The 24,259-nt window shown below is 42.2% G+C and carries 27 protein-coding genes and 3 tRNA genes; 11 read left to right on the top strand and 19 right to left on the bottom strand.

All coding sequences use genetic code 11. The features are described 5' to 3' along the window. Positions 1–5: 5 nt before the first annotated feature. From ssb to Q1W14_RS09020, 13 genes are all read right to left on the bottom strand, one after another. Positions 6–425: a single-stranded DNA-binding protein gene (gene ssb / locus Q1W14_RS09080; RefSeq protein ID WP_300700934.1), complete on the bottom strand. Its 420-nt coding sequence runs from the start codon at positions 423–425 to the stop codon at positions 6–8. Continuing rightward, positions 412–1,329, bottom strand: a complete 918-nt coding sequence (locus Q1W14_RS09075) for a hypothetical protein (protein ID WP_300700933.1) — start codon at positions 1,327–1,329, stop codon at positions 412–414. The genes ssb and Q1W14_RS09075 overlap by 14 nt, the downstream gene beginning before the upstream one ends. A 4-nt stretch (positions 1,330–1,333) precedes the next feature. Beyond that, entirely contained in the window at positions 1,334–2,104 is a 771-nt protein-coding gene (locus Q1W14_RS09070) for a hypothetical protein (RefSeq protein WP_300700931.1), read from the bottom strand. A gap of 102 nt (positions 2,105–2,206) precedes the next feature. After that, positions 2,207–2,665, bottom strand: a complete 459-nt coding sequence (locus Q1W14_RS09065) for a zinc-finger-containing protein (RefSeq protein ID WP_300700929.1) — start codon at positions 2,663–2,665, stop codon at positions 2,207–2,209. A gap of 189 nt (positions 2,666–2,854) precedes the next feature. Further along, positions 2,855–2,981 (bottom strand) — tRNA-OTHER (locus tag Q1W14_RS09060). Between the two features lie 218 nt (positions 2,982–3,199). Continuing rightward, a tRNA-OTHER gene (locus tag Q1W14_RS09055) sits at positions 3,200–3,317 on the bottom strand. A 479-nt stretch (positions 3,318–3,796) separates the two neighbouring features. After that, entirely contained in the window at positions 3,797–3,973 is a 177-nt protein-coding gene (locus Q1W14_RS09050) for a hypothetical protein (RefSeq protein WP_300700927.1), read from the bottom strand. Further along, positions 3,970–4,236: a hypothetical protein gene (locus Q1W14_RS09045; protein WP_300700926.1), complete on the bottom strand. Its 267-nt coding sequence runs from the start codon at positions 4,234–4,236 to the stop codon at positions 3,970–3,972. The genes Q1W14_RS09050 and Q1W14_RS09045 overlap by 4 nt, the downstream gene beginning before the upstream one ends. Before the next feature lie 3 nt (positions 4,237–4,239). After that, positions 4,240–4,437, bottom strand: coding sequence for a hypothetical protein (locus Q1W14_RS09040; RefSeq protein ID WP_300700924.1), 198 nt, complete (start codon positions 4,435–4,437; stop codon positions 4,240–4,242). A gap of 28 nt (positions 4,438–4,465) precedes the next feature. After that, positions 4,466–4,720: a hypothetical protein gene (locus Q1W14_RS09035; protein ID WP_300700922.1), complete on the bottom strand. Its 255-nt coding sequence runs from the start codon at positions 4,718–4,720 to the stop codon at positions 4,466–4,468. Between the two features lie 54 nt (positions 4,721–4,774). Then, positions 4,775–4,846 (bottom strand) — tRNA-Phe (locus tag Q1W14_RS09030). A 419-nt stretch (positions 4,847–5,265) separates the two neighbouring features. Then, positions 5,266–5,514: a hypothetical protein gene (locus tag Q1W14_RS09025; protein ID WP_300700920.1), complete on the bottom strand. Its 249-nt coding sequence runs from the start codon at positions 5,512–5,514 to the stop codon at positions 5,266–5,268. Between the two features lie 36 nt (positions 5,515–5,550). Continuing rightward, entirely contained in the window at positions 5,551–5,814 is a 264-nt protein-coding gene (locus Q1W14_RS09020; RefSeq protein ID WP_300700918.1) for a hypothetical protein, read from the bottom strand. 157 nt (positions 5,815–5,971) lie between these two features. Between Q1W14_RS09020 and Q1W14_RS09015 the strand changes: the two genes are divergently transcribed. Both Q1W14_RS09015 and Q1W14_RS09010 read left to right on the top strand, forming a co-directional pair. After that, the gene (locus tag Q1W14_RS09015) at positions 5,972–6,355 is read left to right on the top strand and encodes a helix-turn-helix transcriptional regulator (RefSeq protein ID WP_300700917.1); all 384 of its coding nucleotides are present in this window, start codon (positions 5,972–5,974) and stop codon (positions 6,353–6,355) included. A 5-nt stretch (positions 6,356–6,360) separates the two neighbouring features. Then, positions 6,361–6,831 (top strand): hypothetical protein, encoded by a 471-nt coding sequence (locus Q1W14_RS09010; protein WP_300700915.1) that lies wholly within the window; start codon positions 6,361–6,363, stop codon positions 6,829–6,831. Positions 6,832–6,839: 8 nt separating this feature from the next. Here the strand turns inward: Q1W14_RS09010 and Q1W14_RS09005 are convergent, their stop codons facing one another. Further along, a complete protein-coding gene (locus Q1W14_RS09005; protein ID WP_300700913.1) occupies positions 6,840–7,133 on the bottom strand; it encodes a hypothetical protein in 294 nt (97 codons plus the stop codon). A 224-nt stretch (positions 7,134–7,357) separates the two neighbouring features. On the opposite strand from Q1W14_RS09005, the gene cdd reads away from it, so the two are divergent. Beyond that, positions 7,358–7,840 carry a cytidine deaminase gene (gene cdd, locus Q1W14_RS09000; RefSeq protein ID WP_300700911.1) on the top strand — a complete coding sequence of 161 codons (483 nt, stop codon included), beginning with the start codon at positions 7,358–7,360 and terminating at the stop codon, positions 7,838–7,840. 24 nt (positions 7,841–7,864) lie between these two features. On the opposite strand, the gene Q1W14_RS08995 is transcribed toward cdd, so the two are convergent. Continuing rightward, positions 7,865–8,008 (bottom strand): hypothetical protein, encoded by a 144-nt coding sequence (locus Q1W14_RS08995; RefSeq protein WP_300700909.1) that lies wholly within the window; start codon positions 8,006–8,008, stop codon positions 7,865–7,867. Positions 8,009–8,029: 21 nt separating this feature from the next. On the opposite strand from Q1W14_RS08995, the gene Q1W14_RS08990 reads away from it, so the two are divergent. The 7 genes from Q1W14_RS08990 to Q1W14_RS08960 all read left to right on the top strand — a co-directional run bounded on the left by Q1W14_RS08990 (position 8,030) and on the right by Q1W14_RS08960 (position 17,813). Continuing rightward, entirely contained in the window at positions 8,030–9,628 is a 1,599-nt protein-coding gene (locus Q1W14_RS08990) for an ABC-F family ATP-binding cassette domain-containing protein (protein WP_300700907.1), read from the top strand. 153 nt (positions 9,629–9,781) lie between these two features. Then, positions 9,782–10,321: a flavodoxin family protein gene (locus Q1W14_RS08985; RefSeq protein ID WP_300700905.1), complete on the top strand. Its 540-nt coding sequence runs from the start codon at positions 9,782–9,784 to the stop codon at positions 10,319–10,321. A gap of 140 nt (positions 10,322–10,461) precedes the next feature. Further along, positions 10,462–11,790 (top strand): SWIM zinc finger family protein, encoded by a 1,329-nt coding sequence (locus tag Q1W14_RS08980; RefSeq protein ID WP_300700903.1) that lies wholly within the window; start codon positions 10,462–10,464, stop codon positions 11,788–11,790. Next, positions 11,777–13,255 carry a DUF5691 domain-containing protein gene (locus Q1W14_RS08975; protein WP_300700902.1) on the top strand — a complete coding sequence of 493 codons (1,479 nt, stop codon included), beginning with the start codon at positions 11,777–11,779 and terminating at the stop codon, positions 13,253–13,255. Before Q1W14_RS08980 ends, Q1W14_RS08975 begins: the two co-directional genes overlap by 14 nt. Before the next feature lie 13 nt (positions 13,256–13,268). After that, positions 13,269–14,345, top strand: a complete 1,077-nt coding sequence (locus tag Q1W14_RS08970; RefSeq protein WP_300700901.1) for an AAA family ATPase — start codon at positions 13,269–13,271, stop codon at positions 14,343–14,345. A gap of 43 nt (positions 14,346–14,388) precedes the next feature. Beyond that, positions 14,389–16,677, top strand: coding sequence for a DUF5682 family protein (locus tag Q1W14_RS08965; RefSeq protein ID WP_300700900.1), 2,289 nt, complete (start codon positions 14,389–14,391; stop codon positions 16,675–16,677). Between the two features lie 8 nt (positions 16,678–16,685). Further along, positions 16,686–17,813, top strand: coding sequence for a VWA domain-containing protein (locus tag Q1W14_RS08960; RefSeq protein WP_300700899.1), 1,128 nt, complete (start codon positions 16,686–16,688; stop codon positions 17,811–17,813). A gap of 10 nt (positions 17,814–17,823) precedes the next feature. Here the strand turns inward: Q1W14_RS08960 and Q1W14_RS08955 are convergent, their stop codons facing one another. After that, positions 17,824–19,269 carry a hypothetical protein gene (locus Q1W14_RS08955; protein WP_300700898.1) on the bottom strand — a complete coding sequence of 482 codons (1,446 nt, stop codon included), beginning with the start codon at positions 19,267–19,269 and terminating at the stop codon, positions 17,824–17,826. Continuing rightward, positions 19,262–20,812: an AAA family ATPase gene (locus Q1W14_RS08950; RefSeq protein WP_300700897.1), complete on the bottom strand. Its 1,551-nt coding sequence runs from the start codon at positions 20,810–20,812 to the stop codon at positions 19,262–19,264. The genes Q1W14_RS08955 and Q1W14_RS08950 overlap by 8 nt, the downstream gene beginning before the upstream one ends. Before the next feature lie 152 nt (positions 20,813–20,964). Between Q1W14_RS08950 and Q1W14_RS08945 the strand changes: the two genes are divergently transcribed. Continuing rightward, on the top strand, positions 20,965–22,170 hold the full coding sequence (locus Q1W14_RS08945) for an MFS transporter (protein ID WP_300700896.1): 1,206 nt from the start codon (positions 20,965–20,967) through the stop codon (positions 22,168–22,170). Here Q1W14_RS08945 and Q1W14_RS08940 read toward each other — a convergent pair. Both Q1W14_RS08940 and Q1W14_RS08935 read right to left on the bottom strand, forming a co-directional pair. Next, positions 22,167–23,174: a fimbrillin family protein gene (locus tag Q1W14_RS08940; protein WP_300700894.1), complete on the bottom strand. Its 1,008-nt coding sequence runs from the start codon at positions 23,172–23,174 to the stop codon at positions 22,167–22,169. The two genes, Q1W14_RS08945 and Q1W14_RS08940, sit on opposite strands and share 4 nt — an antisense overlap. Then, a complete protein-coding gene (locus Q1W14_RS08935; RefSeq protein ID WP_300700892.1) occupies positions 23,158–24,240 on the bottom strand; it encodes a fimbrillin family protein in 1,083 nt (360 codons plus the stop codon). The genes Q1W14_RS08940 and Q1W14_RS08935 overlap by 17 nt, the downstream gene beginning before the upstream one ends. Between the last annotated feature and the right edge of the window lie 19 nt (positions 24,241–24,259).

Raw genomic sequence — 24,259 nt, 5'->3', positions numbered from 1 at the left:
AAGCTTTATTGATTAGAAGTTTGTCCGTATTCCCATGGGAGCAAATCACTCTGTTGTGGAGCAGATGAAGGAACTGGAGCAGTAGCTTGGCTTTTGGGAGTAAGCATTTCAATACTATCAGCAAATATTTCTGTCACATAGCGCTTAATACCATTCTTATCTTCATAGCTCCGGGTTCTTATCTTACCCTCAATATAAAGTTTATCCCCCTTATGAACATACTTTTCGACCGTTTCAGCAAGCCCTTTCCAAAGGACTATATCATGCCATTCCGTACGTTCAGGAACCTGCGTACCGTTAGTCAAAGTGTATGCCTTATCAGTAGTAGCAAGTGGTAGGGAGGCTACCTTTGTACCTCCCTCAAGATTTCTCACATCAGGCTCCTTGCCAACATGCCCAATCAAAATAACTTTATTGACACTCATTTCTATCTTCTCTAATGGTTATACGAATACTATCTGATTTAGTTGCAGTCTTCAAATATTTGGCATACAAATCCGGGTGATCACTTTGAAATTTCTTTGAATCAAAACTATTACTTACTGAAACAGGAGTATAGCTAACTTTCAACCGTCCGGAATCAAAGGACTTCACACCAAACTCTTTCATGGCAGACTTGACCTTCTCTTTGCAATCTTTCTGTATCTCCGAAATGTATGCAGCTTGTTCCTCAATCTCAATTATAGTATTGACCAGTTGGATAGAAAGGATTTGTTTATCCATAGAAGGAATAAGCCCGCTAGATTGGAACAGCTCACCGTTAACCTCACATTCCATAAGTTTCTTAATGTCTGCATCAGACTTGCGTTCTACCGGAACTAACTCTGATTTATCACCGCGTAACCAAATGCCATACAAATTCTCAACTTTAAGCAATGGATTTTGCATCTCAAACAAATACGCATAGATGGATAATTGCCAACTCAAATACTCCTTGTCAAGCATATAGGTGGTTTTAATATCGGCAAGGCTTACTCTTTCTTCCTTCTCCCACACACAGTCTATGTTAGATGCAAAATGCTCATTATCCGATACAGTATACTCATTGGCCACTACATTGTATCCGGCACTGATTCTCTCACTCAAATAATTTTCAGCCTCTATACTCTCAGGTGCAAATCCGGTCGCATCCACGAACTGGCATTGGGCATGAATACGGCTACCTTTCTCAGCCGCCTTCTTCAATATAGACTCAGGAATATTATTGTACTTGTTAGGAAACAACTGGTGGCTAATCATTCCCGTTATTCCATCCAACTGCTTATCACCTAAAAAATAGGTGTGGTCCTCTTCATTGAAAACCACACTTGATTTAATCAACTCTATCATACTTCTATTTATTTGGAGGGTATGACTGACCCATTGTCATTGTTATGTTTCTGAACTCGTTATTATTATGTAAGGCAGAATGATTTGCCCAGACGGCTTCCAGTTCCTGACGACTTTTAACACCAGTCATAGCTTTAATTGCTAGGTCTAATTCTGCACCGGTGAATACAGGGACTGAACCTTGGGTAACAGGCTTAACTACCTTTTCCTTGGTTTCTCCATAAGTGTAACGAACATTATCTTTGTTATCTACAATGACTAGGCTGATCACTTCCTTTTGGTTATTGTACTTGATATCCTTTACTTTAAATTTGGTATATAGTCCGTATGAATCATTTTTCTTATATACCTCGCTCTTGTCAAGAGGAATCCATATAAAAGGCCCTGTATAAAGTTCACGCCCAATTCCCCAGTTGAATCCTGCACGCTTGAAAGCGTCACTAGCTTGACCTTTCTCTTTTTCAGTGTTACTCTCTGTTCCAACATCCTGCTTGCTCACCCACTCTTTCTTTTCACAATCCCAAATGGAAAGGGTACAGAAAAGGTTCCCATTCACGACGTCGTGGGTACGTTTCCAATTCATAGGACCAAAGACCTCATCAAGTAGCCTCATATCTACCCTTGCATCCTTGTAAAGAAGCAATGAGCACCCAGTACCATCATTCTTCATTGTCCCAACCCTGCATTCAATCTCAGTCGCTAATAGCGGTCTGATTGAATTAAGCTTATTATCCACACTCTGTTGAGTGGATTCAGTCTTTTTACTTACTGCCATAATTATACATTTATTGGTTTGACTTTTAATTGATTACATCAGTAAAGTTATCGTTTAATGACAAGTTTTACAAACAGAAACTTCGCCATTTTAACGCCATTTTCATAATGGATAATGAGGTGTTTTAGGCTCAATACCTTTACTCAAATCATTCTCTCTATAGTCATTGAGGAGCTGCTTACTAAAATTGATTACACGCTCGCAGGTAACCTCTGAAAACATTCCTATGTGGGTGTATTCGGCTGGTATATCAAGTATTCGGGATAACCAGGCATAAGCATCTTTCCTGCCCATATATTTAAGCATCCAAATCTTATCGAAATACTCATGTGCTTCATGCTTTAACTTCCTAAGAGACTTTTGCGCCAAGCGTCCGAGTGCTTTGTTCGTTCCTTTATGCACACCTACATAAGCATCACATTGCCGGCATAGGTAAATCATGCCATAAGAGACACCATATACCACAATGCTATCCGTAAACTCTGTAGGTAAACCACAATAAGGACATATCTTTCCGGCAATAATCATTTCTTGCCTCTCATTCAATACAATGTCACTCATAGTACAAATTAAAAGCCCCGAAGCGAATTCTCCGGGGCGTAACACATAACACCAACTTCAGCTACATCATAGAAACATCCACTCAGTTCTTCGGCTTCTTTCAGTCGTGTATAGCTGTATCAACACAGCCGCCCGTAAACTGAATGAATTTTATTATCTCTATTTCTGCTTCGACCATCCAAAGGCTTGTGAGGATTACAGGACTCGAACCTGCACTGGGTGTCTATTTTCGTGTAGCGTCCTACATTACTCATATACAGATTTTCACTGAACCAACTCTGATATTGAGCGCGTCTACCAATTCCGCCAAACCCTCGAAAAAAGGTGTACTATTCTCACGAACGATACACCAATATTAACACATTATAAAATACGACAAAACTACTAATCAGTGACCCTCACGGGCTTAAAATAGCTCCCGGATAGGTGCTCAAACCACACCGGGATAGTTGTAAATAGACAAAATAAAATCAAATAAATCCCGAACCTTGAACAGGACGACCTTTCGGAAGGGCTTCTGGTTAAACAATAAAGTGGACAATATGGGATTTGAACACCACGACCTATACATGAATTAAACCTTTAAATAATACCATGACAAATTACTAACACTAATATCATGTATCGCTCTGCCAAACTGAGCTAATTGCCCGTAATAAGTGCCACGCATGAGGGTATCGAACCCTCCCCGACAAATATCAACCTTCCATACTCTTAGGGAAACCCTTATGTTTTATGCGTGATTTACCTCCCCAACACGTAGGGAGGTCTGTCTAACTTGAAAATATACTATGAAACAGTTCACCTTCACAGGCTACCAGTAATACATGAGGATTATTTGCTGACAACCGCCGTTGCCAAATTTTGATTGATTAATGATACAAATTCCTCATGCGAATCAACTTTTGATTGATTTGTACTGGAGAACGGACTTGAACCGCTGACCTCATGTAACGACTTCTAGTGCTATTGAGGAGAATTACCAATTATTCTGAACGGCATCAGAACGCCTTATAATATTCATTCCCTTTTTCTCATATACACGCCATGCACTCTACCAACTGAGCTACTCCAGCAAATGCCCGGGACAAGCCCGAGCGTGCGAAACTACTATTAATGAACTAGACACCCTCACGGGCTTTTCTTCTGATTATCTTTCTTATCCCACTGGTACATAAACACACAAGCTATAAAAGCAGCTACAGCAAAAGATACACCGATCTGTATATAGGATGCTTCAGTGTCTAAGCAAACAATAACTGCGATTGCCAGTACAAAAGCCGCGATTTGCTTCAATATTCTTTTCATTTCTTAGATTTATTAGGTTTGAAATTCTTTCTCATACACCTGCAATGTTTCAGAACTTGGGCTGCATTACAATACCACTTACCATTCTGACTATTACAAGGTTTATCACATTCAATCTCACCAGCTTCAATAAGTCTCACAAGCTTCTTCTCACCGCCAACAATGTAAGCTGATAAGTCTTTGCCGAATGTTATATCAGACATCACTCGCATAATGTTGTCAAGCAAAATGCAAGCAATGTAATGATCTAAACTATCTTTCATAAACTATTGAGTTCTTGTAACGGTCACGATCCCGTTTTCTGTATCTGATTTAATACTCCACTTCTTACTAGGTTCTTTATCTCTTAACCGATATGATGTAACATTCAAGAGATAAGCACGTTTTGAAAGTGGAAAAATCTGTTGAGCATCCAAATCCATCTCACGGATGATGCACATTATACTTTTCTTCTTTTCTTCCATACTGGTTATATAATTGATTATTATTATCTTATAAAGTTCCTTTAATCCTTTCTATTCTCATTATACCATGAGTATTCCTTTGAATCAACTCACGGCATTCAATGCTCTGACTGTACAAATCATCTGCAGCATCTTTCAATCTTTTGATAACAGAATCCTCATTCTCTTCAAGGATATTTCTGATTAAGGATAATTCCTCAAGGATTCTGTCACAAGTAGTATCAATTCTACTAAGTCGTTCAAGTAGGACTTCTTTAGAAATTTGTTTTTCTGTACTCATCATAAAGATTATTAGGTGGTGTAATGGGATTATTCCAAACACTTCATTTAAAACTTGTGGTGCCATCCGGAATCGAACCGGGGCGCAAGGATTTTCAGTCCTCTGCTCTACCAACTGAGCTATGACACCTCCTATATTTAAAATCTGCATTTAGCAGACCGAATTTTAAAATTCTGCTTACTTCTTTAGCTGCCTATTATCCATAGTAACTAATCAGTTTCCCAATCGCTAAAGACCTAAATACGTCATAGAACTCTTCTCTGTAGTTCCCAGTCTCCCATCAAAGGGATAGGTTCAAGACCGGACTGGACCGACGTAACGCTGTCGTGCGGATGATTAACGGTTCATTTCAACCTCGTAACCTCTTTCAGATTTTCCGTTTCTGGAAGGCACATTCTCAAAGGGTTTGCATCGAAAACTAAGCCTTGCGCTCTTGATTTGTAAAGCTGCCCGGTGCAGGGTAAAGAAACCGTTTGTCATCACGGACTCTCACGGCTTTCGCATCCGGTAATAGCACTGACCTTTTCTGCGGCTTTCTCATATATAGACTACTTGATATTATCAAGCAGGGTTACTACAGCCTTCAACTGTGCTTTTACTCTGTTACACTCATTACTAGAATCATTCCAGTACTTTGAGAAGGATTCTTTATCTTTTTTAATTTGCTCAATTTGTCCCTTCAACTGGTCGTTTTCATCTCTCAACTGCTTTATAATAATCTCGCACTCTTCCACTTTAGCTTCAAGCTCCTTAGCTGTATAAAATGGAGCTTCCTTACCTGTTTTTTTTTCATCCATGACTGTAGTTGTTTTTTATGTTTATACTTTTCTATATTATCTTGTTACATATCCCATTGCGAGGTTTCCACAAGGATTAGAATAAAGAGCACCAAAAGGAAGTTGCTTTGGAGCATAAGGAATAGCAACCAGTGAAGACTTGTATTCATCCATTTTAAGTTGAGCATCACACCAAGCCATTTTCATTGCACTTGAGAGTGAATACTTATAATTACGGATATATACGTAAGCTCTCTGCATGATTGCTTTACGGTTGTACTTCCATGCAACTACCAAATTATAATCTCTTTTTGTACTCATATTCTTATTGCATTAATTGGTTTTATCAATCATTTTTCATATATTTGGAGTATTGATTGATTGATGATGCAAATATAATCCATATATGGATAATTTGCAATCATAAACCCATTATTATTATCCATATTTGGATATATTAACTTTAAATGGATTTATTATGATTAGTAGAATTAAAGAAATTATAGCTTATTATAAGCTAACAGACAGAGCTTTTGCCATTAAATGTGGTATTAAACAGAACACACTAAGCAGGCAACTTAGTGGAGTAAGTGAAATCAGCGTACAAACAATTAACGCAATATTGGATAACTATGAAGATATTTCATCTGAATGGCTCATTCGTGGAAAAGGTGAGATGCTAATTTCTGCTAATCAACAAAAGGATGAAAGTAGTGAACGCATCTCAATGCTTGTAGATACGATAACAACTCTACAAAAGACAATCAATGAGCAAATAAAGACTATTCAATTGCTTAGTGATGAAAACAAGAGAGTAAAGGGTGAATTAGCGATGTTGAAAAATGAACGTAATATAGGATAAATATCATGGAAGCGAAAACTCTATTTTGGCTTATTATCATAGTATGCTGCGCTCTGATAATTGCAAAGAATCATATTCAAAATATTTTAGAAGAAAAGTTCCTATTAAAAATCAAAAATGGAACATATATTAAAAGTATTATTGGAATAGGATTAATACTCATTTTATATGTAGGATGTCAAGATGCAAGCTATAAAAATAGCATAGAAAATCCATCTAATAGTTCAAATAATTATAGCGCTGTATATACAGCTTACGAGACTGCGAAGAAAGCTGTAAAAAAGGAGTTAAAAGCTCCATCTACAGCTTCATTTGCTGAAATGACCGATTCGGAAGCCAAATGTAAAGTAAACGATGATGGCAGTGTTATTATACGTTCTTATGTAGATGCAGAAAACTCTTTTGGAGCAAAGATAAGGACACACTTTCAGTGTACGGTCAAATATGGAGAAGTAAGCGATTTGACAACTTGGTAAGGAACAATTCAAAGAGTTGTTGGATTAGCTACATCAACTTCGGATTGCTTTGGAGCAATGGAAGCGAGTTTTTCAAGTACAGAAATAGCGCTGCTAATCTGTGAAGGGAAGAAACTCACATTAGACAAGTCTCTCGCTACTAATGGAGAGGTTCTCGCTACAAAGCAAATATATTTGAACTCATTGGTGTCCATGGCGTCTTTTATTTCACGTAGTTCTTTTATCATTCGTTTCAGTTTAGACTGACGACTGCCATTCAACAACTGTTCAAGAGTTTCTTTAGGGGCTATATTATTTCTCATAATGTAAGAAAATTAGTGATGCGCAAATATAATAATTTTAAATATACGTTTTATGAAACAGCAATATCTTGACAGCACATAGATCAGCACATTTCCGTTTTATTGTCGGAAGAATTAACATGCCATGAAATATTACTGTAAATCAAATAATTAAGTAAAAGAATTGAAAAAACCAATCTCTTTTCTATCTTTGTAACATTAATTACAATATAACCCTTTACCTTATGAAAGAGCTGAATATCCAAATCCCCATCAAGATATACGATTATACTGAACTGACTGCTGCCGATAGCCAACTCATTGATGCAGCCTGCGAAGCAACCGAACGTAGTTATGCCCCCTACTCCCACTTCTCAGTGGGTGCCGCCGCCCTACTGGAAAACGGAATCACCGTCACCGGAACCAACCAGGAGAATGCCGCCTATCCTTCGGGACTTTGCGCCGAACGGACTACCCTCTTCTATGCTAACTCCCAATATCCCGACCAAGCCGTAAATACACTTGCCATTGCCGCCCGCAATGAACGCGGAGAATTCCTTGAAGACCCTATTCCTCCTTGCGGTGCGTGCCGACAAGTAATGCTTGAAACAGAAAAACGCTTTAAACAGCCTATGCGTATCCTGCTTTTTGGAAAGAAAGGTATCTATGAACTGAAAAATGTAGGTGGGTTGCTGCCACTTTCTTTCGACGCTTCGGCAATGGAATAACATAAATGATTATCTTTGCACCCACTAACTAATAAAATCACCGATGAGAATATCTAAGTAAAGACGACGTATTTCGGTAAACTTCACTTTTTTACTGTGTTCGTCCGTCTCCCCCAGCCCTTCGAGAGAGTATGATTCATGTGCCAGGCGGGTACATGCATATTTCATTTAAAACACAGTATAACATTTATGAGTATTATAATCAAAGACCTAAGCTATATCCATTCGGATAAGGAGGTACTGTTTTCACACTTGAACCTGATTGTCAATTCCGGAGAAAAGATAGCTCTAATTGGAAATAACGGTTGCGGGAAATCTACGCTTATGCAGATTCTTGCAGGAAATTTACTGCCAACTTCGGGAACGGTAATTCGTCCTGAAGCACTCTATTACGTGCCTCAACACTTCGGGCAATATGATAACCGGAGTGTTGCCCAAGCTTTACAAATAGACCGGAAGTTAGCAGCTCTTCATGCCATCCTGAATGGCGATGCTTCAGAAAAACACTTCTCCCAACTCGATGATGATTGGAATATAGAAGAACGTACCCAAGCCGCATTAAGTGCGTGGGGCATGGCTGGAATTGATCTTTCACGGCCAATGAAAGGATTAAGCGGCGGAGAAAAAACACGCATCTTCCTTGCCGGAATGGAGCTACATGCTCCTACAGTCATCCTGTTGGATGAACCGACCAATCATCTGGATACTGCCGGAAGAGAACGTTTGTACGATTTCGTCCGACGTACTTCTGCTATGTTACTCGTCATCAGCCACGACCGTACATTACTGAACCTATTACCGGCTACCTGCGAGCTTTCCCATTCGGAACTTACCTATTACGGTGGTAATTACGACTTCTATAAAGAGCAAAAATCTCTACTACTGAATGCCCTAGAGCAACAATTGGAGGAGAAACAAAAAGCTCTGCGGCTCTCTCGGAAGATAGCCCGGGAAGTAGAAGAACGTAAAAACAAACAGGACGTACGTGGTGAAAAGACTTCTATTAAAAAAGGTATTCCTGCCATCATGATGGGAGCCAGAAAACAACGGGCAGAAAACACCAGTAGCAAACTCAGCAAAACCCACTCTGAAAAAGAAGAGAAGATACAGCAAGATTTGAGTAAAATAAGAAGTTCGCTCCCCTTGGTAGAAAAGCTCAAAACCAATTTCAATTCTTCGGACTTGCATATCGGGAAGATTTTAGTCACAGCAAACGAAATAAACTTTCATTATCCCGAAACAACCGTCAACCTCTGGAAAACTCCCCTCAGTTTCCAATTACGAAGTGGCGACCGCCTCTGCATCAAAGGAAATAACGGTAGTGGAAAAACAACTCTCTTAAGACTTATCATGAGCGAGCTAAAGCCTACCGACGGGGATATAGATTGTACCGATTTTACTTCTGTCTATCTGGACCAGGAATATTCACTAATCCGCAACGAGCGGACCGTCCTGGAACAAGTGGAAACCTTCAATCATCGCCAGTTACCGGAACATGAAGTAAAAACAATCCTCAACCGTTATCTCTTTCCGTACGATGTTTGGAACAAACCTTGTAGCAAACTGAGTGGAGGCGAAAAGATGCGGCTCTCCTTTTGCTGCCTGATGATTGCAGATAATACTCCGGACATGTTTTTACTGGACGAACCAACCAATAACCTGGATATTGAAAGCATAGAAATTATTACTGCAACAATAAGAGATTATGCAGGTACGGTAATTGTTATATCGCACGATAAAGAGTTTTTAAAAGAGACCCTGATCGAGCGGACAATCGAGTTAGATTAATGAATAAGAATTCTATCCGTAATCTTGGTAAAAACATCTGTAATTTATATACGATAATTCGTTGCAAAGCTCCGTACTTTTGCAACATAATATTATATTTGCATATAGTACAATTATGCAATAGTAAACACATAATAAATTAGAAAAAGAATTATGACTAAAAAAGTATTAATCCTATCGTCAAGCCCCCGTCGTGGTGGAAACTCCGATACTTTATGCGACGAATTCATGCGCGGCGCAAAAGAGTCCGGCAATCAGGTTGAAAAGATTTTCCTGAAAGACAAACACATCAACTACTGTACAGGTTGTAGTGTATGCAGCATGTATAGCAAGCCTTGTCCACAGAAAGATGATGCCAACGAAATTGTAGAGAAAATGATTGCTGCCGATATTATCGTTATGGTAACTCCAGTCTATTTCTATACAATGAGTGCACAAATGAAGACACTGATTGATCGAACCTGTGCCCGTTATCTTGAAATAAAAGACAAAGAATTCTACTTTATCATCTCCGCTGCCGAAACCAGTATTCCCATGATGGAACGTACTATAGAAAGTTTCCGTGGTTTCCTCGATTGTCTGGAAGGTCCCAAAGAATGCGGTGTAATCTACGGTGTAGGTGCTTGGAAGGTCGGCGAAATCAATGACAAAGTTTCTATGGGCGAAGCGTATGAAATAGGGAAAAAGGTATAGTTTTCGATCTCTACACAAACAATGTGTAGAGAACAAAAATCATGTGAGACTACTGTTTTTTCCTTTTCAACAAGTGGAAAGACAAAAAATAAATAGTATTATTGTAGTCTCAAACATGATAAAAACTAACTGGTATCTTTATGTTATTAAATCTAACAGAAGAACAAATCATACAACTGGCTCCGGATGCCTCTTCCGTAAAAGCAGGAAAAGGACTGGCTACGGGAACCAAATGGGTATTGCTGGAATATAGTGAGCACGCCATTTGGGGACATTGCCAAGGAAGTGGAAAAACTCCTTATCAAACAGTTGTTGACATAAAAAATATTGCATTCCATTGTTCTTGTCCCAGCCGTAAGTTTCCATGCAAACACGGCTTGGGACTTTTGTTTTTATACGCTGCACACTCCGACCTCTTCCGGCAGGCAGAGGAACCGGAATGGGTAACCAATTGGATTTCCAAGCGGGAAGAAAAAGCTGAAAAGAAAGAACAGAAAGCAAAAAGTGAAACTCCGGTGGACGAAGCCGCTCAAGCCAAACGGCAAGCTACTCGCCACAAGAAAGTGTTGAATGGTATAGACGACTTGCAAGTATGGATTAAAGACTTGCTGCGCAACGGGTTGCTCAATGTGCCGGAGCGCGCCTATACCCTTTTTGACGGCATCGCCCGACGCATGGTCGATGCCCAGGCATCCGGACTCACCAACCGTCTGAGAACCATACAGGAAATCGACTTCTATGATGAAAGTTGGAAGTACAAGTTGACTGACCAGCTCGGAAAGCTCTACCTACTCTCCGAAAGTTACAAGAATCTTGAAAAACAATCGGAAGAATGGCAATATGAAATCCGCACACAAATAGGATATCCGCAAGCCAAAGAAGAGGTACTTGCCGGAGAAGCCGTTGCCGACCAATGGATGGTGTTGCACAAAAGAAGCCGGAAGGTCAACGAACTGAATACCGAAACATACTGGTTATACGGATGCCAAAGCGGACGTTTTGCTATTTACCTTAACTTTATCACCCCGGGCAGCCTTCCGGAAGTGAACCTTGTTCCCGGAAGTGTGTACGAAGGAGAGTTTTGCTTCTACAAAGGTATAAATACCCTCAGGGCACTGTTCAAAGCTAGTGAATTATCTTATAATACGTTTACCCCGACTTTCTGCAAGGACTTAGAAGAAGCCACCGCCCACTACAGGAAAGTTCTTCAACAGAACCCGTTCACCGAAGACTTACCGATACTTGTAGAAAACCTGCGTTTAGCTGTCAAAGGAAATCTGCTCTACTTACAAGATGTGCACAACAAGCTGGTTCCTGTGAAAGTAGATGACGCCACCCGAATAGATATTTTATCCGTAACCGGTGGCAAACCATTCTCCGCATTCCTTCTGGCTAACGACCTATCTTGGGAATTAAACTCAATCTGGTATCAATCTGACTATTATTTTTGGAGAGATGAACGTAACTGAACCTATCATTAATGCCGCACTGCTGGGCACGGCAGCCAAAGAATTCACTCCGGTTTCTTTCCCCCCTTCTTTGGAAGAAACATTCAGCAGAATACAGGAGAAGGCAGATAATGCAGAAGCAGCTTTCTATCAGATAGTAGCTTTGACATTTGCCTATCAGCGTGCCGGAATGGAAGTATCTTCGGACGAAAATGCCGTTGAAACTGAAGAAGCTCCCGAAGAAGAAAAACCTTATTTTGATCGCGAAGCCGGTGAGTTGTTCAATTTGCTAAACATCAACCGTAACCGGTATTTGTTACTGTACGCTTATCGCAAAGCTGCCGGGTGCAACAAAGTCATACCACCTCTCTATCTGCAAAATCTGATAAACCACGCATTTGATCGCAATAACCCCGACCGCCGCCAGGAACAGGAACTACTCTCCCAACTGGCAGGGAAACGTGGACGCTGGCTATTGCCCCAAATGGGTCTGAAAGATTGGGGAGATACCGAAACTGATACTTGGGAAACCGCTTCGCACGAAGAACGGAAACGAATGCTTTGCCGACTGAGAGAATCGCAACCGGAGCAAGGACTTGCCTTGTTACAAACCGAATTAAAGAATGAATCGGCTACCCATCGCGACGAACTGATTCAATGTCTCCAGATCAATCTGAGCAAAGCAGACGAAGCTTTTCTGCAAGAAATAGCCGGAACGGACCGGAGCATCAATGTCAAGCAAACCGCCTCCAACCTACTATTCCGTATTCCCGACTCCGAATTAGTGAAAGCATACTGCGACTTACTGCGCGGTAAACTCCACTATAAAATGTTACTGGGTTGGTCTTATGACAAACTGACTTATACTCCGGAAATGAAGAAACTGGGACTGGAAGAAGTTAGTTCCAATAAAAAAGAAAAGGATGAAGAGTTCTTGCTGCGCCAACTTGCAGAACGGGTACCCCTCAGTTTCTGGGAGGAACTGTTCGACTGTTCGCCGGAAAAAGCAGCCAGTAAGCTAGCCAAGAAACCTCCTTTCGGTCCCTATTTCAATCTATGCCGACCGATAGAAAACTTCAACGATAACCTGTGGGCTTACCATACACTGAAAGAAAATCCGAACGAAAACAATAACATCAACCTGATTGGATTGCTGACACCGGAGCAACGGGAAAAAATCAATTTCCAGATCAGCAGCAATAGCTTCTCCATTCCCGATTCATGGTTCAATGCCGACGGACGAGAATGGGGTATTAAATTCTCTGCACGAGTATTGCAACAACTAGTACGGAGCAATTACTACTATTATTCCAAAGAAATAGCGGAACAACTGGCGCTCTACCTTTCCAAAGAGATATATCCCAAGCTGGAGCAATATACTATAGTTCATAGTGCAGATAATTCCGCAACCAAGTTGTACGAATCGCTGAATGAATACATGAGAATAAAAGAGCAAATAAACACCCTATTTAACGACAATAAATAAATATAAAAATAATATGAACTTACTTAGACAACATGCCGAACAACAATTCGCAGAAGAGTTGCACGAACTGAAAAAGAACGAAACCAATCTTGTTCCCGAAAACTGGGAAATGTCTCCGCAATCGGTAGTCACCTACCTGATGGGTGGCAAACTCAAAAACGGATTTGAAGTCTCACCCAAATATATCGGCAACCGCCGATTAATGGAAATAGCAGTCGCTACGTTGGTAACCGACCGTGCCCTCCTACTCTACGGACTGCCCGGAACTGCCAAGAGCTGGGTAAGCGAACACATTGCCGCCGCCATATCCGGCAACTCCACACTGATTGTACAAGGTACGGCAGGTACCGGAGAAGAAGCCATCCGTTACGGTTGGAATTATGCACGACTGCTGGCAGAAGGTCCGAGTGAAGGTGCTTTGGTGCAAACTCCGATCATGAAAGCTATGCAGGAAGGCAAAATAGGACGAATCGAAGAGTTGACGCGTATCGGCTCAGACGTGCAAGATACGCTTATCACCATTCTTTCAGAGAAAACCCTCCCCGTACCCGAATTGAACAAAGAAGTGCAAGCTATACGAGGCTTCAATATTATTGCCACTGCCAATAACCGTGACAAAGGCGTCAACGACTTATCCAGTGCCTTAAAACGTCGCTTCAACACCGTAATTCTTCCTTTGCCCGACAGCATCGACGAAGAAATAGACATTGTACGCCGACGCGTGGAAAGCTTCGAGAAAGTGATGCAGCTACCGGTAGAAAAACCGGCGCTGGAGGAAATACGCCGTGTAGTCACCATCTTCCGCGAACTCCGCCAGGGAGCTACCGATGACGGTAAAACCAAGCTAAAAACTCCCAGTGGTACACTGAGCACTGCCGAAGCCATTTCTGTGGTAAACAACGGTCTGGCAATGGCAGGTTACTTCGGGGATGGAGAGATGCATGCCGAAGACCTGGTATCGGGTATTCTCGGTGCCGTGGTGAAAGACCCCGTACAGGATAAAGTAGTATGGCAGGAATACATGGAAACGGTAGTAAAAAACCGTGACGGCTGGAAAGATATCTACCGTGCTTCAAGAGACATGATTTAGAGTAAACTATAACTCTATTTTCAAGAATTAAAGTAAACAAAGAATGGCTATTCATTTATTAGGAATAAGACATCATGGCCCCGGTTCGTGCCGGAACGTGTTGAACTATCTGCAAGAGCTGAAGCCGGACCTCATCCTACTGGAAGGGCCTGCCGAAGCAGAAGTGCTGGTTCCGTGCGTAATAAGTCAGCAAATGGAACCTCCCGTTGCCCTGCTCGCTTACCAGCCCGATCAACCCCAGAATGCCGTGTTCTACCCATTTGCCGAGTTCTCTCCGGAATGGCAGACAATGCGCTACGCCATACAGAACGAGGTTCCGTTACGATTCTTCGACCTACCGCTAACACATTCTATGGCGCTCAATTTCAAGAAAGAAGAGAAAGAAGAAGAGGATGAAGAAACGGAAAACACTCCTGAAATACAGGAAGATAACGGGAAAGAGCAAGAAGTTATCGATGTACAAGAAACGGCAGAGAAAGAAACCACCTTAGGAGATCCCTTTGATTATCTAGCGGAAGTTGCCGGGTATTCCGATGGTGAGACTTGGTGGGAAACGACCGTTGAACATCGTAAAGACAATGCAGATATATTCGAAGCCGTGCAGGAAGCAGTAACCGCCCTGCGTACCGAGCTTCCCCAGCATACATCTACCCGTGATTTGCTACGTGAGGCATGGATGCGGAAAATGATCCGTACAGCCCAGAAGGAAAACTTTGAACGCATTGCCGTAGTCTGTGGCGCCTGGCATGTACCGGCGCTCAGTTCCACACCCAAGATTAAAGAAGACAACGAACTGCTGAAAGGACTTCCCAAAGTCAAGATAGAATGTACTTGGATACCGTGGACTTACGACCGCCTCTCCCTTCGCAGCGGATACGGGGCAGGTATTCAGTCTCCGTGTTGGTACGATTACCTCTGGCATCAGCCGGAAGATGACGGAACACTGTGGATCAGCCATGCCGCTGCCCTTCTTCGCAAAAAGAATATGGACATCTCCGTGGCACATGTCATTGAAACTATACGGTTGGCACAGGCTACGGCAGCCCTCCGCAATCTCTCTTCGCCGTCTCTGGATGAATTCAACGAGGCAATAACCACAGTCATGGGGTTCGGTGACGATATTTTGTTGCAGATAATCAAAGAAGAACTTATCATCAGTAATCGTTTGGGCAGTGTGCCCGATGATGTTCCAAAAGTTCCTCTTTTAGTAGATGTAGAAAAGATTCAAAAGCGTCTGCGTGTCCCCTTTACCGCCGAGATTAAAGAATTGATTCTTGACCTTCGTAAGCCGAACGACCTGGAACGAAGCATTTTCTTCCATCGCTTGCACCTGCTCAATATAGACTGGGCACTTCCCGGACATACAGACGGTAAAGGCACATTCAAAGAAAGGTGGACCCTCTATCATAAACCGGAACAGATTATCAGCATCATCGAAACGGCCATTTGGGGAAATACACTGGAAGAAGCCACCCAAAAATATCTACTGAAACAAACCGGAGAGATACGACATATTCCCGAACTCACCCAGTTGTTAAATCGGGTAATCCCTGCCAACCTTCCGAATTTGGTAGAAGCCATGACCATACAACTGGACCGCCTTTCTGCTGCTTCAACCGATATTCTGGAAATGATGCAGGCTGTACCCGATCTGGTAGATATCGTCCGTTACGGCAACGTACGTGAACTTGATTTCTCTAAGGTTGGCAATATGCTTCATGCCATGATAGCACGTATTCTTGCGGGTGGAGTGCTGGTATGCATCAACATTGATGAAGAAGCGGCAGCAGAAGTTCTCGATCGACTGGTATCCACCGATTATGCCGTATCAACGCTGAACGATTCGGAACTGAGTACGATGTGGATTGAATTTATCGAACAGGTACGTACTTCAACGAATGTCCATCCGCTATTGTCGGGTTACGCCACACGACTGCTGAACGACAAAGGAGTGATTTCTCCGGACGAAATGCAGAAAACTCTCAGTTTCTATTCCTCGGTGGGTAATGCTCCGGCAGATATGGCCTATTGGTTCGAAGGTTTCCTCCGTTCTTCCGGTTCCATCCTGCTGCTCGATGATAACCTGTGGAATCTCGTAAATAACTGGATTTGTACGCAAGGCAAAGAGGTATTTATGGAACTACTGCCGATACTGAAACGTACTTTCAGTGAATTCAGCTCGGCAGAATGCCGCAAACTGGGAGAAAAGGCCAAGACATACGGTGCAGGAGGCACACAGATGCAGACAAATGCGAAAACTACCCACAATGAGACTGAAGCAGCCCGGGTAATTCCTATAGTTTGCCAATTATTAGGACTTGAAACGAAATAAAGAGAAGAATGGAAGAAGAATATCTGAAAAGATGGCGCCTGATACTGGGTGGAAACGAAGCGGACGGCACAGGGGCGACATTAAACCTGGAAGAACAACGCATCGACCAGTCTCTGGAAGCCGTATATAACAGTGACCGGCGTGGTGGACTCGGTTCATCTGCTCCGAAAGTAAGCCGCTGGTTGGGAGATATCCGTGAGTTTTTCCCTCAAACAGTTGTACAGGTCATTCAGCGAGATGCTATCAAACGACTAAACCTCACCTCCCTGCTGACCGAAAAGGAAATGCTCGAAACTGTAGTTCCCGATGTGCATCTGGTGGCAACCTTGATGTCTCTCAGCCGAGTTATCCCCGAGAAAAACAAAGAAATGGCACGGCAAGTAGTGCGGAAGGTGGTCGACGAATTGCTGCGCAAACTCTCCGCCCCTACCCAGCAGGCAGTAACAGGAGCACTCAATCGCTCTTCGCGTCGAAGGAATCCGCGTTATAATGAGATAGACTGGAAAACGACCATTACCAAAAACTTGAAGAACTATCAACCGGACTACAAGACAATTATTCCGGAAGTACGTATCGGTTATGGCAGAAAGCGGAAAGCAATGAAAGATATCATTCTCTGCTTAGACCAAAGCGGTTCTATGGGAACTTCCGTTATATACTCAGGAATCTTTGGTTCGGTATTAGCATCCATTCCCGCAGTAAGCACACGTATGGTGGTATTTGATACCGCTGTGGTGGATCTTACGGATGATCTGCAAGATCCGGTCGATCTGCTTTTCGGTGTACAGTTAGGTGGTGGTACTGACATTGCGCGCGCACTGACCTATTGTCAGGGAGTGATTACCCGCCCGCAAGACACTGTACTGGTACTGGTTACCGACCTTTACGAAGGAGGTGACGAACGCGAGATGCGCAAGAAGTTTGTATCTTTAGTGAACAACGGTGTACAACTCATCGTCCTGCCTGCCCTGAATGACGACGGAGCACCGTCATATGACAAAGATCATGCTGAGTTTTTAGCAAATATCGGTGTGCCGACTTTTGCCTGTACGCCAGATAAATTCCCTGATTTAATGGCAGCCGCGCTCAGTAAGCAAGACATCGGTATGTGGATATCGCAGAACATCAAATCATAGAAGAATAAATCTAATAACGCCGGGAGGGAGTGTATCCAACCCTATAAATACGGTCAAAGAAAGGCGTCCATTCATTATCGGCAATGCCTATCTGCAAACCGTAAAAATGGGTATCTGCCTCCCGGAATTCCTGTATCTGATCGATCAGTTCCGACGTAGATAACGGAATTTTAAAGTCACTGACCCACAGAACATCGGCATTCATATAATCTTTTGAAGATCGGAGAAGACGAAAGGTAGCCTGTAGCATGCGGGTAGCATCTGTATCTCCACAAGCCGTTTTCGAGAAAAATTCAAGTAAACGCGCCCGCTCTTTCCTTATATCAATGGGATTGATAGATACTGAGAAGGCTATCAGGTAACAACTTCTTTGCTGCCTGTCCGCTATTTCCAGTATCTTAATCAATAGAGAATGAGCTATTTTTTCGGCCTTGCCCGCCATACTACCGGAAGTATCCAGACAAATTACCATCGGACCTTTCCTTTTGGCAGGTTTAGTCTCCAAACGGCGGGCAGGTTGCATGATTTCGGACTTATAACGAAAGGTTTGAAGTTTATTCGTCAGGTATTTATAGACAAACAAATCCTCCAATTCATTATCAGCACAATGTGCCAGTTCTATGGGTAACAGGGCATTCAGGTCATTTCCTACGGTGATGCCCAAGATATCGCATTTGGCAGAGTGTTCCAGTTTATAAACATCTCCCTCGGAGACGTACATATTATCCTTTCCTTCATCATCGGCTATTCGTCCCATCTTGTTTGCCACTTTCACAATCTCAGGATAATCACGCTGAATGCGAACTATTTTGCGTATTCGCTCAAAGTCGATTGTATTCCACATACCACTCATCAAGCCCCACGACTGGAAAAACTCATCCTTATCAATATCGTTCTGACGAATGTATTCGGGAATTTCTTTCAGATTAGAGCGCAGTCTCCGTTCGAGGGCATCTCTACGAAAATCTATTTCCTTCTTTTTCTGATCCTGCATTTTTTGTTGGAAAGCCTCCTCCCAATCATCCACCATTTTTTCCCACATTTCCCCGTCAGCACACTTGCCTTCATTTTCGAACTGGCCTCTGTAAAAACGCTGGTCAAAACCATATTCCTGATACTTATCCGAAATTTGCTGTAACAATGCCTGCCAACCGTCTTTCCGTTTCTTGACCGACCATTCCAAAACAAGTTTCATCTCGTTCCGTTCCGACTGGCTCTTCTGCAAGTTATATTTTTCTTTTTCCAGATTCAACTGGATGAACTGAAGCATGGTGTCGTAAAAAACACGGGCACAGATATCGTCATTCAACACCTGTACTTTGACCGTAACATCGCTCATTACGGAAAGCAGATAGGCATAAAGTGGTTCCTTACTTTCTGTTGCACACTCTCCGGTTTTCACAAACTTATCGAGTACTTGCACATAAAAGGCAATATCATATCGGTTTTCACTCATCACCGTAACGCAATTTACGTACATCGACCCGTGCCCAAGCTATTTCTTTGCGTATGGTGGCTATATACTGTGCAATTCCCTTCCGGTCTTCTTCAGAAGCAAATATATTTTCAGAGAGGTCTTTTACCAATTTATCTATATTCCCGGCAACTTTTTCCAACTCCGTTTCATAATCCCTATCGGTTATAGAAAGGTTACCCAAACTTAATTGTTGTTCTTCTCCTCTTTTCAACCGTCTCATCGGGAAACGGACACCATTCATATAGAGGTGTTTGTCGTCCCGGAAAAGCGTAACGCGCTCTGCACCTTCTTCCTGCATCTGGCTGGTATCGGAAAAAGCACGGATAATAGTTCGCTTCGGATTCAACGGATCGGTGTACATCACTCCGATGGCAGGTGCATCTTTGGCGCTATATTCTTTCATGTTTTTATAGTCTACGATAAAGATATAGGTATTCCCTGTTCCATGACTTTCCACCTGATAGTAAAAATGATCCGTAATCAGCAAATCATCGTCCCGACGGTCGCCTTTCAAACGAGCTTTATCCAATGCTTCGCGTACCCGGCTGACTTTCAAATCCGATTTTAAAGAGGAAGTGATAGAAGTTATTTCTTTTGCATAGAGGCTGAACAGGCAACGGATTACAATTTGACGGATTGCAATACATTCATCGGGTTCATTCCATAAACAGTGATAGATAGGAAGTAGATCAGTAATGTTCACTGAAGTCCGTCCATGTATAAAAGCGGAAGTTTTCAGCAAACGTACAATATTCTTCCAACGACGGTCGCTTACATATACTTCCCGACGTACTTCGGAATCTTGCATTTCAACTTTCATCAAAGACTTCCGAATGTCTGTAATGCACGACAACACTTCTGCCGGAACAGCAATCCTGCGTATTTCGTGTTGCCATGCAACATATTCTTCATCCGTGATTTGCCATTGGCAGATTTCCATTTTTTTTTCGTCGCAGTCATCCAGCAACATACTATAAAAAGCCTTCTCCTGCTGGATGCAAGTACTGATGACGCGAATCAAGAAACGGTCCCACAATGCTTCCAGACCCTCGCCCTGCGTAGGCAGTTCATTACTGGCTGCTACCAGTAATTTAAGCGAAAGCCTAAGTTCCTTATCACCATTGCGGAACAGCTTCTCATTAATAACTGTCAGCAAAGTATTTTGTATCGCCGGTCCGGCCTTCCATATTTCATCGAGGAAAACAACATCGGCAGTAGGCAGATAACCGTCAATGGCACGTTCGTACCTATCAGACTCTTTCAAACGGCTGATACTTACCGGACCAAAAATTTCATCCGGAGTAGAAAAGCGAGACATCAGGTATTCAAACGCCCTTGCATCTACAAAAGCTTCCTTCAAACGCCTTGCAACCATTGACTTCGCCACTCCCGGAGGACCTAGCAACAAGATGCTTTCACCCGCCAAAGCTGCCAATAAGGATAACCCTATTTCTGTTTCTTTCTCGTAAACTCCCCGGTTCATTTCCTCCAGAAGAAGTTGTATACGTTGTTTGATTTCCATAGATGCAAAGGTAACTATTCAACGAGAAATATATACGATTCAACCGAACAATTCCACGTTTCAACGGATTTATAGTTTGGTAGATTCCATAAAGTTGATACATTTGCATCGACATCCTATGGACAATCACCGGGATTATCATTTTAAACGATATGACTAACTGGAAAAAAAAGTTCATCATTATATGGACAGGACAACTATTCTCTATATTAAGTAGTTCAATAGCGCAATTTGCACTTGTATTATGGATTAGTCTTGAAACAGGTTCGGCAGAAGTATTGTCTTTTGCAACCATTGCCGCATTACTTCCTCAAGCATTATTAGGACCATTTGCGGGCGTCTTTGTAGACCGTTGGAACCGCAAGTGGACTATGATTGGTGCCGATAGTTTCGTAGCACTTTGTTCGGGAATCATTGCTTTACTATTCTATCTTGAAACAATAGAATTATGGCAAATCTATATACTGCTGGCGCTGCGTTCAATAGGTGGAGCTTTTCATACACCCGCTATGAAATCGTCTATTCCTCTGTTGGCTCCCGAAAGTGAGTTAATGCGTATTGCTGGTGTGAATCAAGCTATTCAATCCATTTGTAGTATTGGAGGTCCGGCATTGGGTGCGGTTTTACTACTTTCTTTTGATATGAGTATTGTAATGTTGCTCGATGTGGCAGGTGCATTTATTGCTTGTACCGCACTGTTATTCGTATTCATCCCGAATCCAAAAAAAGAAAATGTTTCGGCAAAAAGCGTTTTAAAAGATATGACCGAAGGCTTCCATGTAATCATGAAAAATAAAGGTATCAGCCGGTTGATGATTATTGAAGTTCTCGTCACTTTCTTTATTATGCCGATTGTAGCTTTGATGCCTCTGATGACATTACATAATTTTTCGGGAACGGCATACCAAGTCAGCCTGATTGAGGTCTTGTTTGGAATTGGCATGTTGGGAGGAGGTATTTTGTTGGGCATTTGGAATCCTAAGATGCGCAAGGTCGTACTGATTGGTTATTCTTATTTTCTAATAGGTGTCACCATTGCTCTATGTGGAGTACTCCCTAAAGATGGATATATACTCTTTGCTGTTCTAACCGTTCTGCAAGGCCTTACCGTTCCTTTCTTTTCGGGTCCCTTCACTACGCTGATGCAAACTCAGTTCAAGCCTAAATATTTGGGACGTGTCTTCGCCCTGTTTGATAGTGTGAGTTTATTTCCTTCTATCATCGGACTGTTTGCCACCAGTTTCTTTGCCGATTCGTTAGGGATAGCAAATATCTTCTTGTACTGTGGTATAGCGACTGTACTAGCAGCAGTATGGATGATGACTATTCCGTCAATACGAAGTTTAGAAAAAAATTAAGGGGTTATTGTCAGTTGATAGCGGATGTATCTACCACTAAGCCACTCGTCGGCATCACCGGGTGAAGTTGAAGGCAATGGAATGATCTGTTTACTTTCTTCATCATCTAAGGTGTAAGTTACTATAAGGTATGACTTATCCGACTGGATTGGTTGGGGTATAAGAAAGAGAGTACCATTTGGTGAACACACAGGTGTATAATCAGAGTCTGTTATGGTTTGTAATTCAGTGGGTATCAGTCCTCGATCTATCCCATTGAGAGTGGATGCACCCAATACATATTCCTTCACATCATCGGGTTTACTCGAAGGTTGCCAAGAATATCGTCCATCGGCATCAGGTACCAATGAAACTTGTCCGACTCCGATTATACTTTTCACCGTAATCGCATTTATCTTTACCTCTCCGGGCACTGAGGCTTTTTTAACAAAGAAGGCAACTCGAGTCAAAGCATGTGTAAATGGGAAATTAACAACCGGTGGTGCCAGTACAGGTTCGGTTGTCGACACTAGCAAATCAATCTGTCTGGTTACATTATCTTTCACTTTAAACTGTAAGTATGGATCACCTGCAAAACCGGAAGCAGACGGCACAATATCATTATCTATAGTAGCATAAGGATGATAAGCGAAAAAACGGACGCGCTGATAGGGCCACAACTTCGTATTTTCATAGGTATATTGATTCCTAAAATGAGTAACTTTGAAGTTATACATGAAATCGGGAGTGAGTGTTGTTTCCCATGTACCTGTGGGCAATTCATAACCCAAGACTCCAAAACTTTCACCATCAGGATAGGCTGGACCATTGACGGGAATACCTCGTGTAGCTACATCGTCATCCATAAGCCTAGCATGGAAAGAAACAGCTTTAGCTGTCACGCTGCCGTCTTCTCCACCCGGTTGGGAGAAAAGACGGTCGTCATGGCAGGATGATAAGGATAGCAGGATGATTAGTCCTGCCAGCAACCATACACTTCGTTCACTTTTATGAAAAATCACCATATTCAATACTCCAGTCTGTTACAGTAGCTTCAAATTTAATTTCTGATCCGGGACCAGAATCACGTGGGAAGAAATTCAGTCTATAGATAATGCGATGACTCCTGTCCCACTTCACCAATCCTGAAAGGGTCAAACTCTCATCTGAAATGTCAAGAATCAAATCTTGGGATGTCTGGTTGGAAATAAGATTACCCGTCTGCGCATTATAGATATTATAGGTCACTACCAAGCGTGCATTGGCTCCCAAGGCTTGAGGCAACAGGTACAAAGCATTACTAGGATCAGTCACATCAGTGTATTCCGAGCTATTATTATTGTACACGATAACAGCCGCCGGAACACCTGCACCATTAGGCTGAGAATTTCCAGTAGTGAGTACTGCACCGGTATAGGCAGCTTCAGTTCGTTGGTTTACCCACGAGGTAGGCAGACCGATAAAACGAAAATCGCCTGTACTATAAATGCCTGTCAATTTCACTCCCATAATAGCAACACGGTAGTTTATTGCAGAAGTGTGCGCTTGTAATTCCACTTTAGACAATGCATGAAGAAAAGCCAAAGGTACTGTACCTCCACTCAAACCTTCTGTTCTAGCTGTCAACAAGTCTATTTGATCATCCACATCATTGTTCACCGTAAATGTAAATCCAGGAGTACCGTTGGTGGTATTATTAGCCGGGACAAAATTAGAAATGCCATTCGCACCCGTTCCACCTGCCGAATATGGACTGTAGGCATAGAAGCCCAGTTTATCATTGGCAGGCCAGTAAATGGTATTGGTATAGCTAAATCCTATCCCCGGCGTATAAGTGACAAGTTCATTGTACAATGTATTCGGAGGTGTTGACGCATCAGCAATTCCTGTAGCATTGCGATAGGCAAAAACTCCAAAATTTTGCTGAAGATTGGCTTTATCGTCTTGTGTAGCAGGTACACCACGCCCCTGGGGACTGACAAAAGTTTTAAAAGTCACTGTATTTCCTTGCGTCGAAGTCATCGTATCTTGTTCATTGCAAGCAGTGAGTATAGCCAAAGCTGAAAACAGAAACAAATAATTACTTTTCATATAGTTAATGGTTAATGGT

The organism is Bacteroides sp., assembly GCF_030151085.1.
Taxonomy (GTDB): domain Bacteria; phylum Bacteroidota; class Bacteroidia; order Bacteroidales; family Bacteroidaceae; genus Bacteroides.
Note: the sequence above shows the minus strand (reverse complement) of the source record. Positions and strands in the feature narration are given on the sequence as shown.

Coding starts and splice junctions, on each gene's coding strand:
- ssb (WP_300700934.1), bottom strand. CDS start 425: ATGAGTGTCAATAAAGTTATTTTGATTGGGCATGTTGGCAAGGAGCCT.
- Q1W14_RS09075 (WP_300700933.1), bottom strand. CDS start 1,329: ATGATAGAGTTGATTAAATCAAGTGTGGTTTTCAATGAAGAGGACCAC.
- Q1W14_RS09070 (WP_300700931.1), bottom strand. CDS start 2,104: ATGGCAGTAAGTAAAAAGACTGAATCCACTCAACAGAGTGTGGATAAT.
- Q1W14_RS09065 (WP_300700929.1), bottom strand. CDS start 2,665: ATGAGTGACATTGTATTGAATGAGAGGCAAGAAATGATTATTGCCGGA.
- Q1W14_RS09050 (WP_300700927.1), bottom strand. CDS start 3,973: ATGAAAAGAATATTGAAGCAAATCGCGGCTTTTGTACTGGCAATCGCA.
- Q1W14_RS09045 (WP_300700926.1), bottom strand. CDS start 4,236: ATGAAAGATAGTTTAGATCATTACATTGCTTGCATTTTGCTTGACAAC.
- Q1W14_RS09040 (WP_300700924.1), bottom strand. CDS start 4,437: ATGGAAGAAAAGAAGAAAAGTATAATGTGCATCATCCGTGAGATGGAT.
- Q1W14_RS09035 (WP_300700922.1), bottom strand. CDS start 4,720: ATGATGAGTACAGAAAAACAAATTTCTAAAGAAGTCCTACTTGAACGA.
- Q1W14_RS09025 (WP_300700920.1), bottom strand. CDS start 5,514: ATGGATGAAAAAAAAACAGGTAAGGAAGCTCCATTTTATACAGCTAAG.
- Q1W14_RS09020 (WP_300700918.1), bottom strand. CDS start 5,814: ATGAGTACAAAAAGAGATTATAATTTGGTAGTTGCATGGAAGTACAAC.
- Q1W14_RS09015 (WP_300700917.1), top strand. CDS start 5,972: ATGATTAGTAGAATTAAAGAAATTATAGCTTATTATAAGCTAACAGAC.
- Q1W14_RS09010 (WP_300700915.1), top strand. CDS start 6,361: ATGGAAGCGAAAACTCTATTTTGGCTTATTATCATAGTATGCTGCGCT.
- Q1W14_RS09005 (WP_300700913.1), bottom strand. CDS start 7,133: ATGAGAAATAATATAGCCCCTAAAGAAACTCTTGAACAGTTGTTGAAT.
- cdd (WP_300700911.1), top strand. CDS start 7,358: ATGAAAGAGCTGAATATCCAAATCCCCATCAAGATATACGATTATACT.
- Q1W14_RS08995 (WP_300700909.1), bottom strand. CDS start 8,008: ATGAAATATGCATGTACCCGCCTGGCACATGAATCATACTCTCTCGAA.
- Q1W14_RS08990 (WP_300700907.1), top strand. CDS start 8,030: ATGAGTATTATAATCAAAGACCTAAGCTATATCCATTCGGATAAGGAG.
- Q1W14_RS08985 (WP_300700905.1), top strand. CDS start 9,782: ATGACTAAAAAAGTATTAATCCTATCGTCAAGCCCCCGTCGTGGTGGA.
- Q1W14_RS08980 (WP_300700903.1), top strand. CDS start 10,462: ATGTTATTAAATCTAACAGAAGAACAAATCATACAACTGGCTCCGGAT.
- Q1W14_RS08975 (WP_300700902.1), top strand. CDS start 11,777: ATGAACGTAACTGAACCTATCATTAATGCCGCACTGCTGGGCACGGCA.
- Q1W14_RS08970 (WP_300700901.1), top strand. CDS start 13,269: ATGAACTTACTTAGACAACATGCCGAACAACAATTCGCAGAAGAGTTG.
- Q1W14_RS08965 (WP_300700900.1), top strand. CDS start 14,389: ATGGCTATTCATTTATTAGGAATAAGACATCATGGCCCCGGTTCGTGC.
- Q1W14_RS08960 (WP_300700899.1), top strand. CDS start 16,686: ATGGAAGAAGAATATCTGAAAAGATGGCGCCTGATACTGGGTGGAAAC.
- Q1W14_RS08955 (WP_300700898.1), bottom strand. CDS start 19,269: ATGAGTGAAAACCGATATGATATTGCCTTTTATGTGCAAGTACTCGAT.
- Q1W14_RS08950 (WP_300700897.1), bottom strand. CDS start 20,812: ATGGAAATCAAACAACGTATACAACTTCTTCTGGAGGAAATGAACCGG.
- Q1W14_RS08945 (WP_300700896.1), top strand. CDS start 20,965: ATGACTAACTGGAAAAAAAAGTTCATCATTATATGGACAGGACAACTA.
- Q1W14_RS08940 (WP_300700894.1), bottom strand. CDS start 23,174: ATGGTGATTTTTCATAAAAGTGAACGAAGTGTATGGTTGCTGGCAGGA.
- Q1W14_RS08935 (WP_300700892.1), bottom strand. CDS start 24,240: ATGAAAAGTAATTATTTGTTTCTGTTTTCAGCTTTGGCTATACTCACT.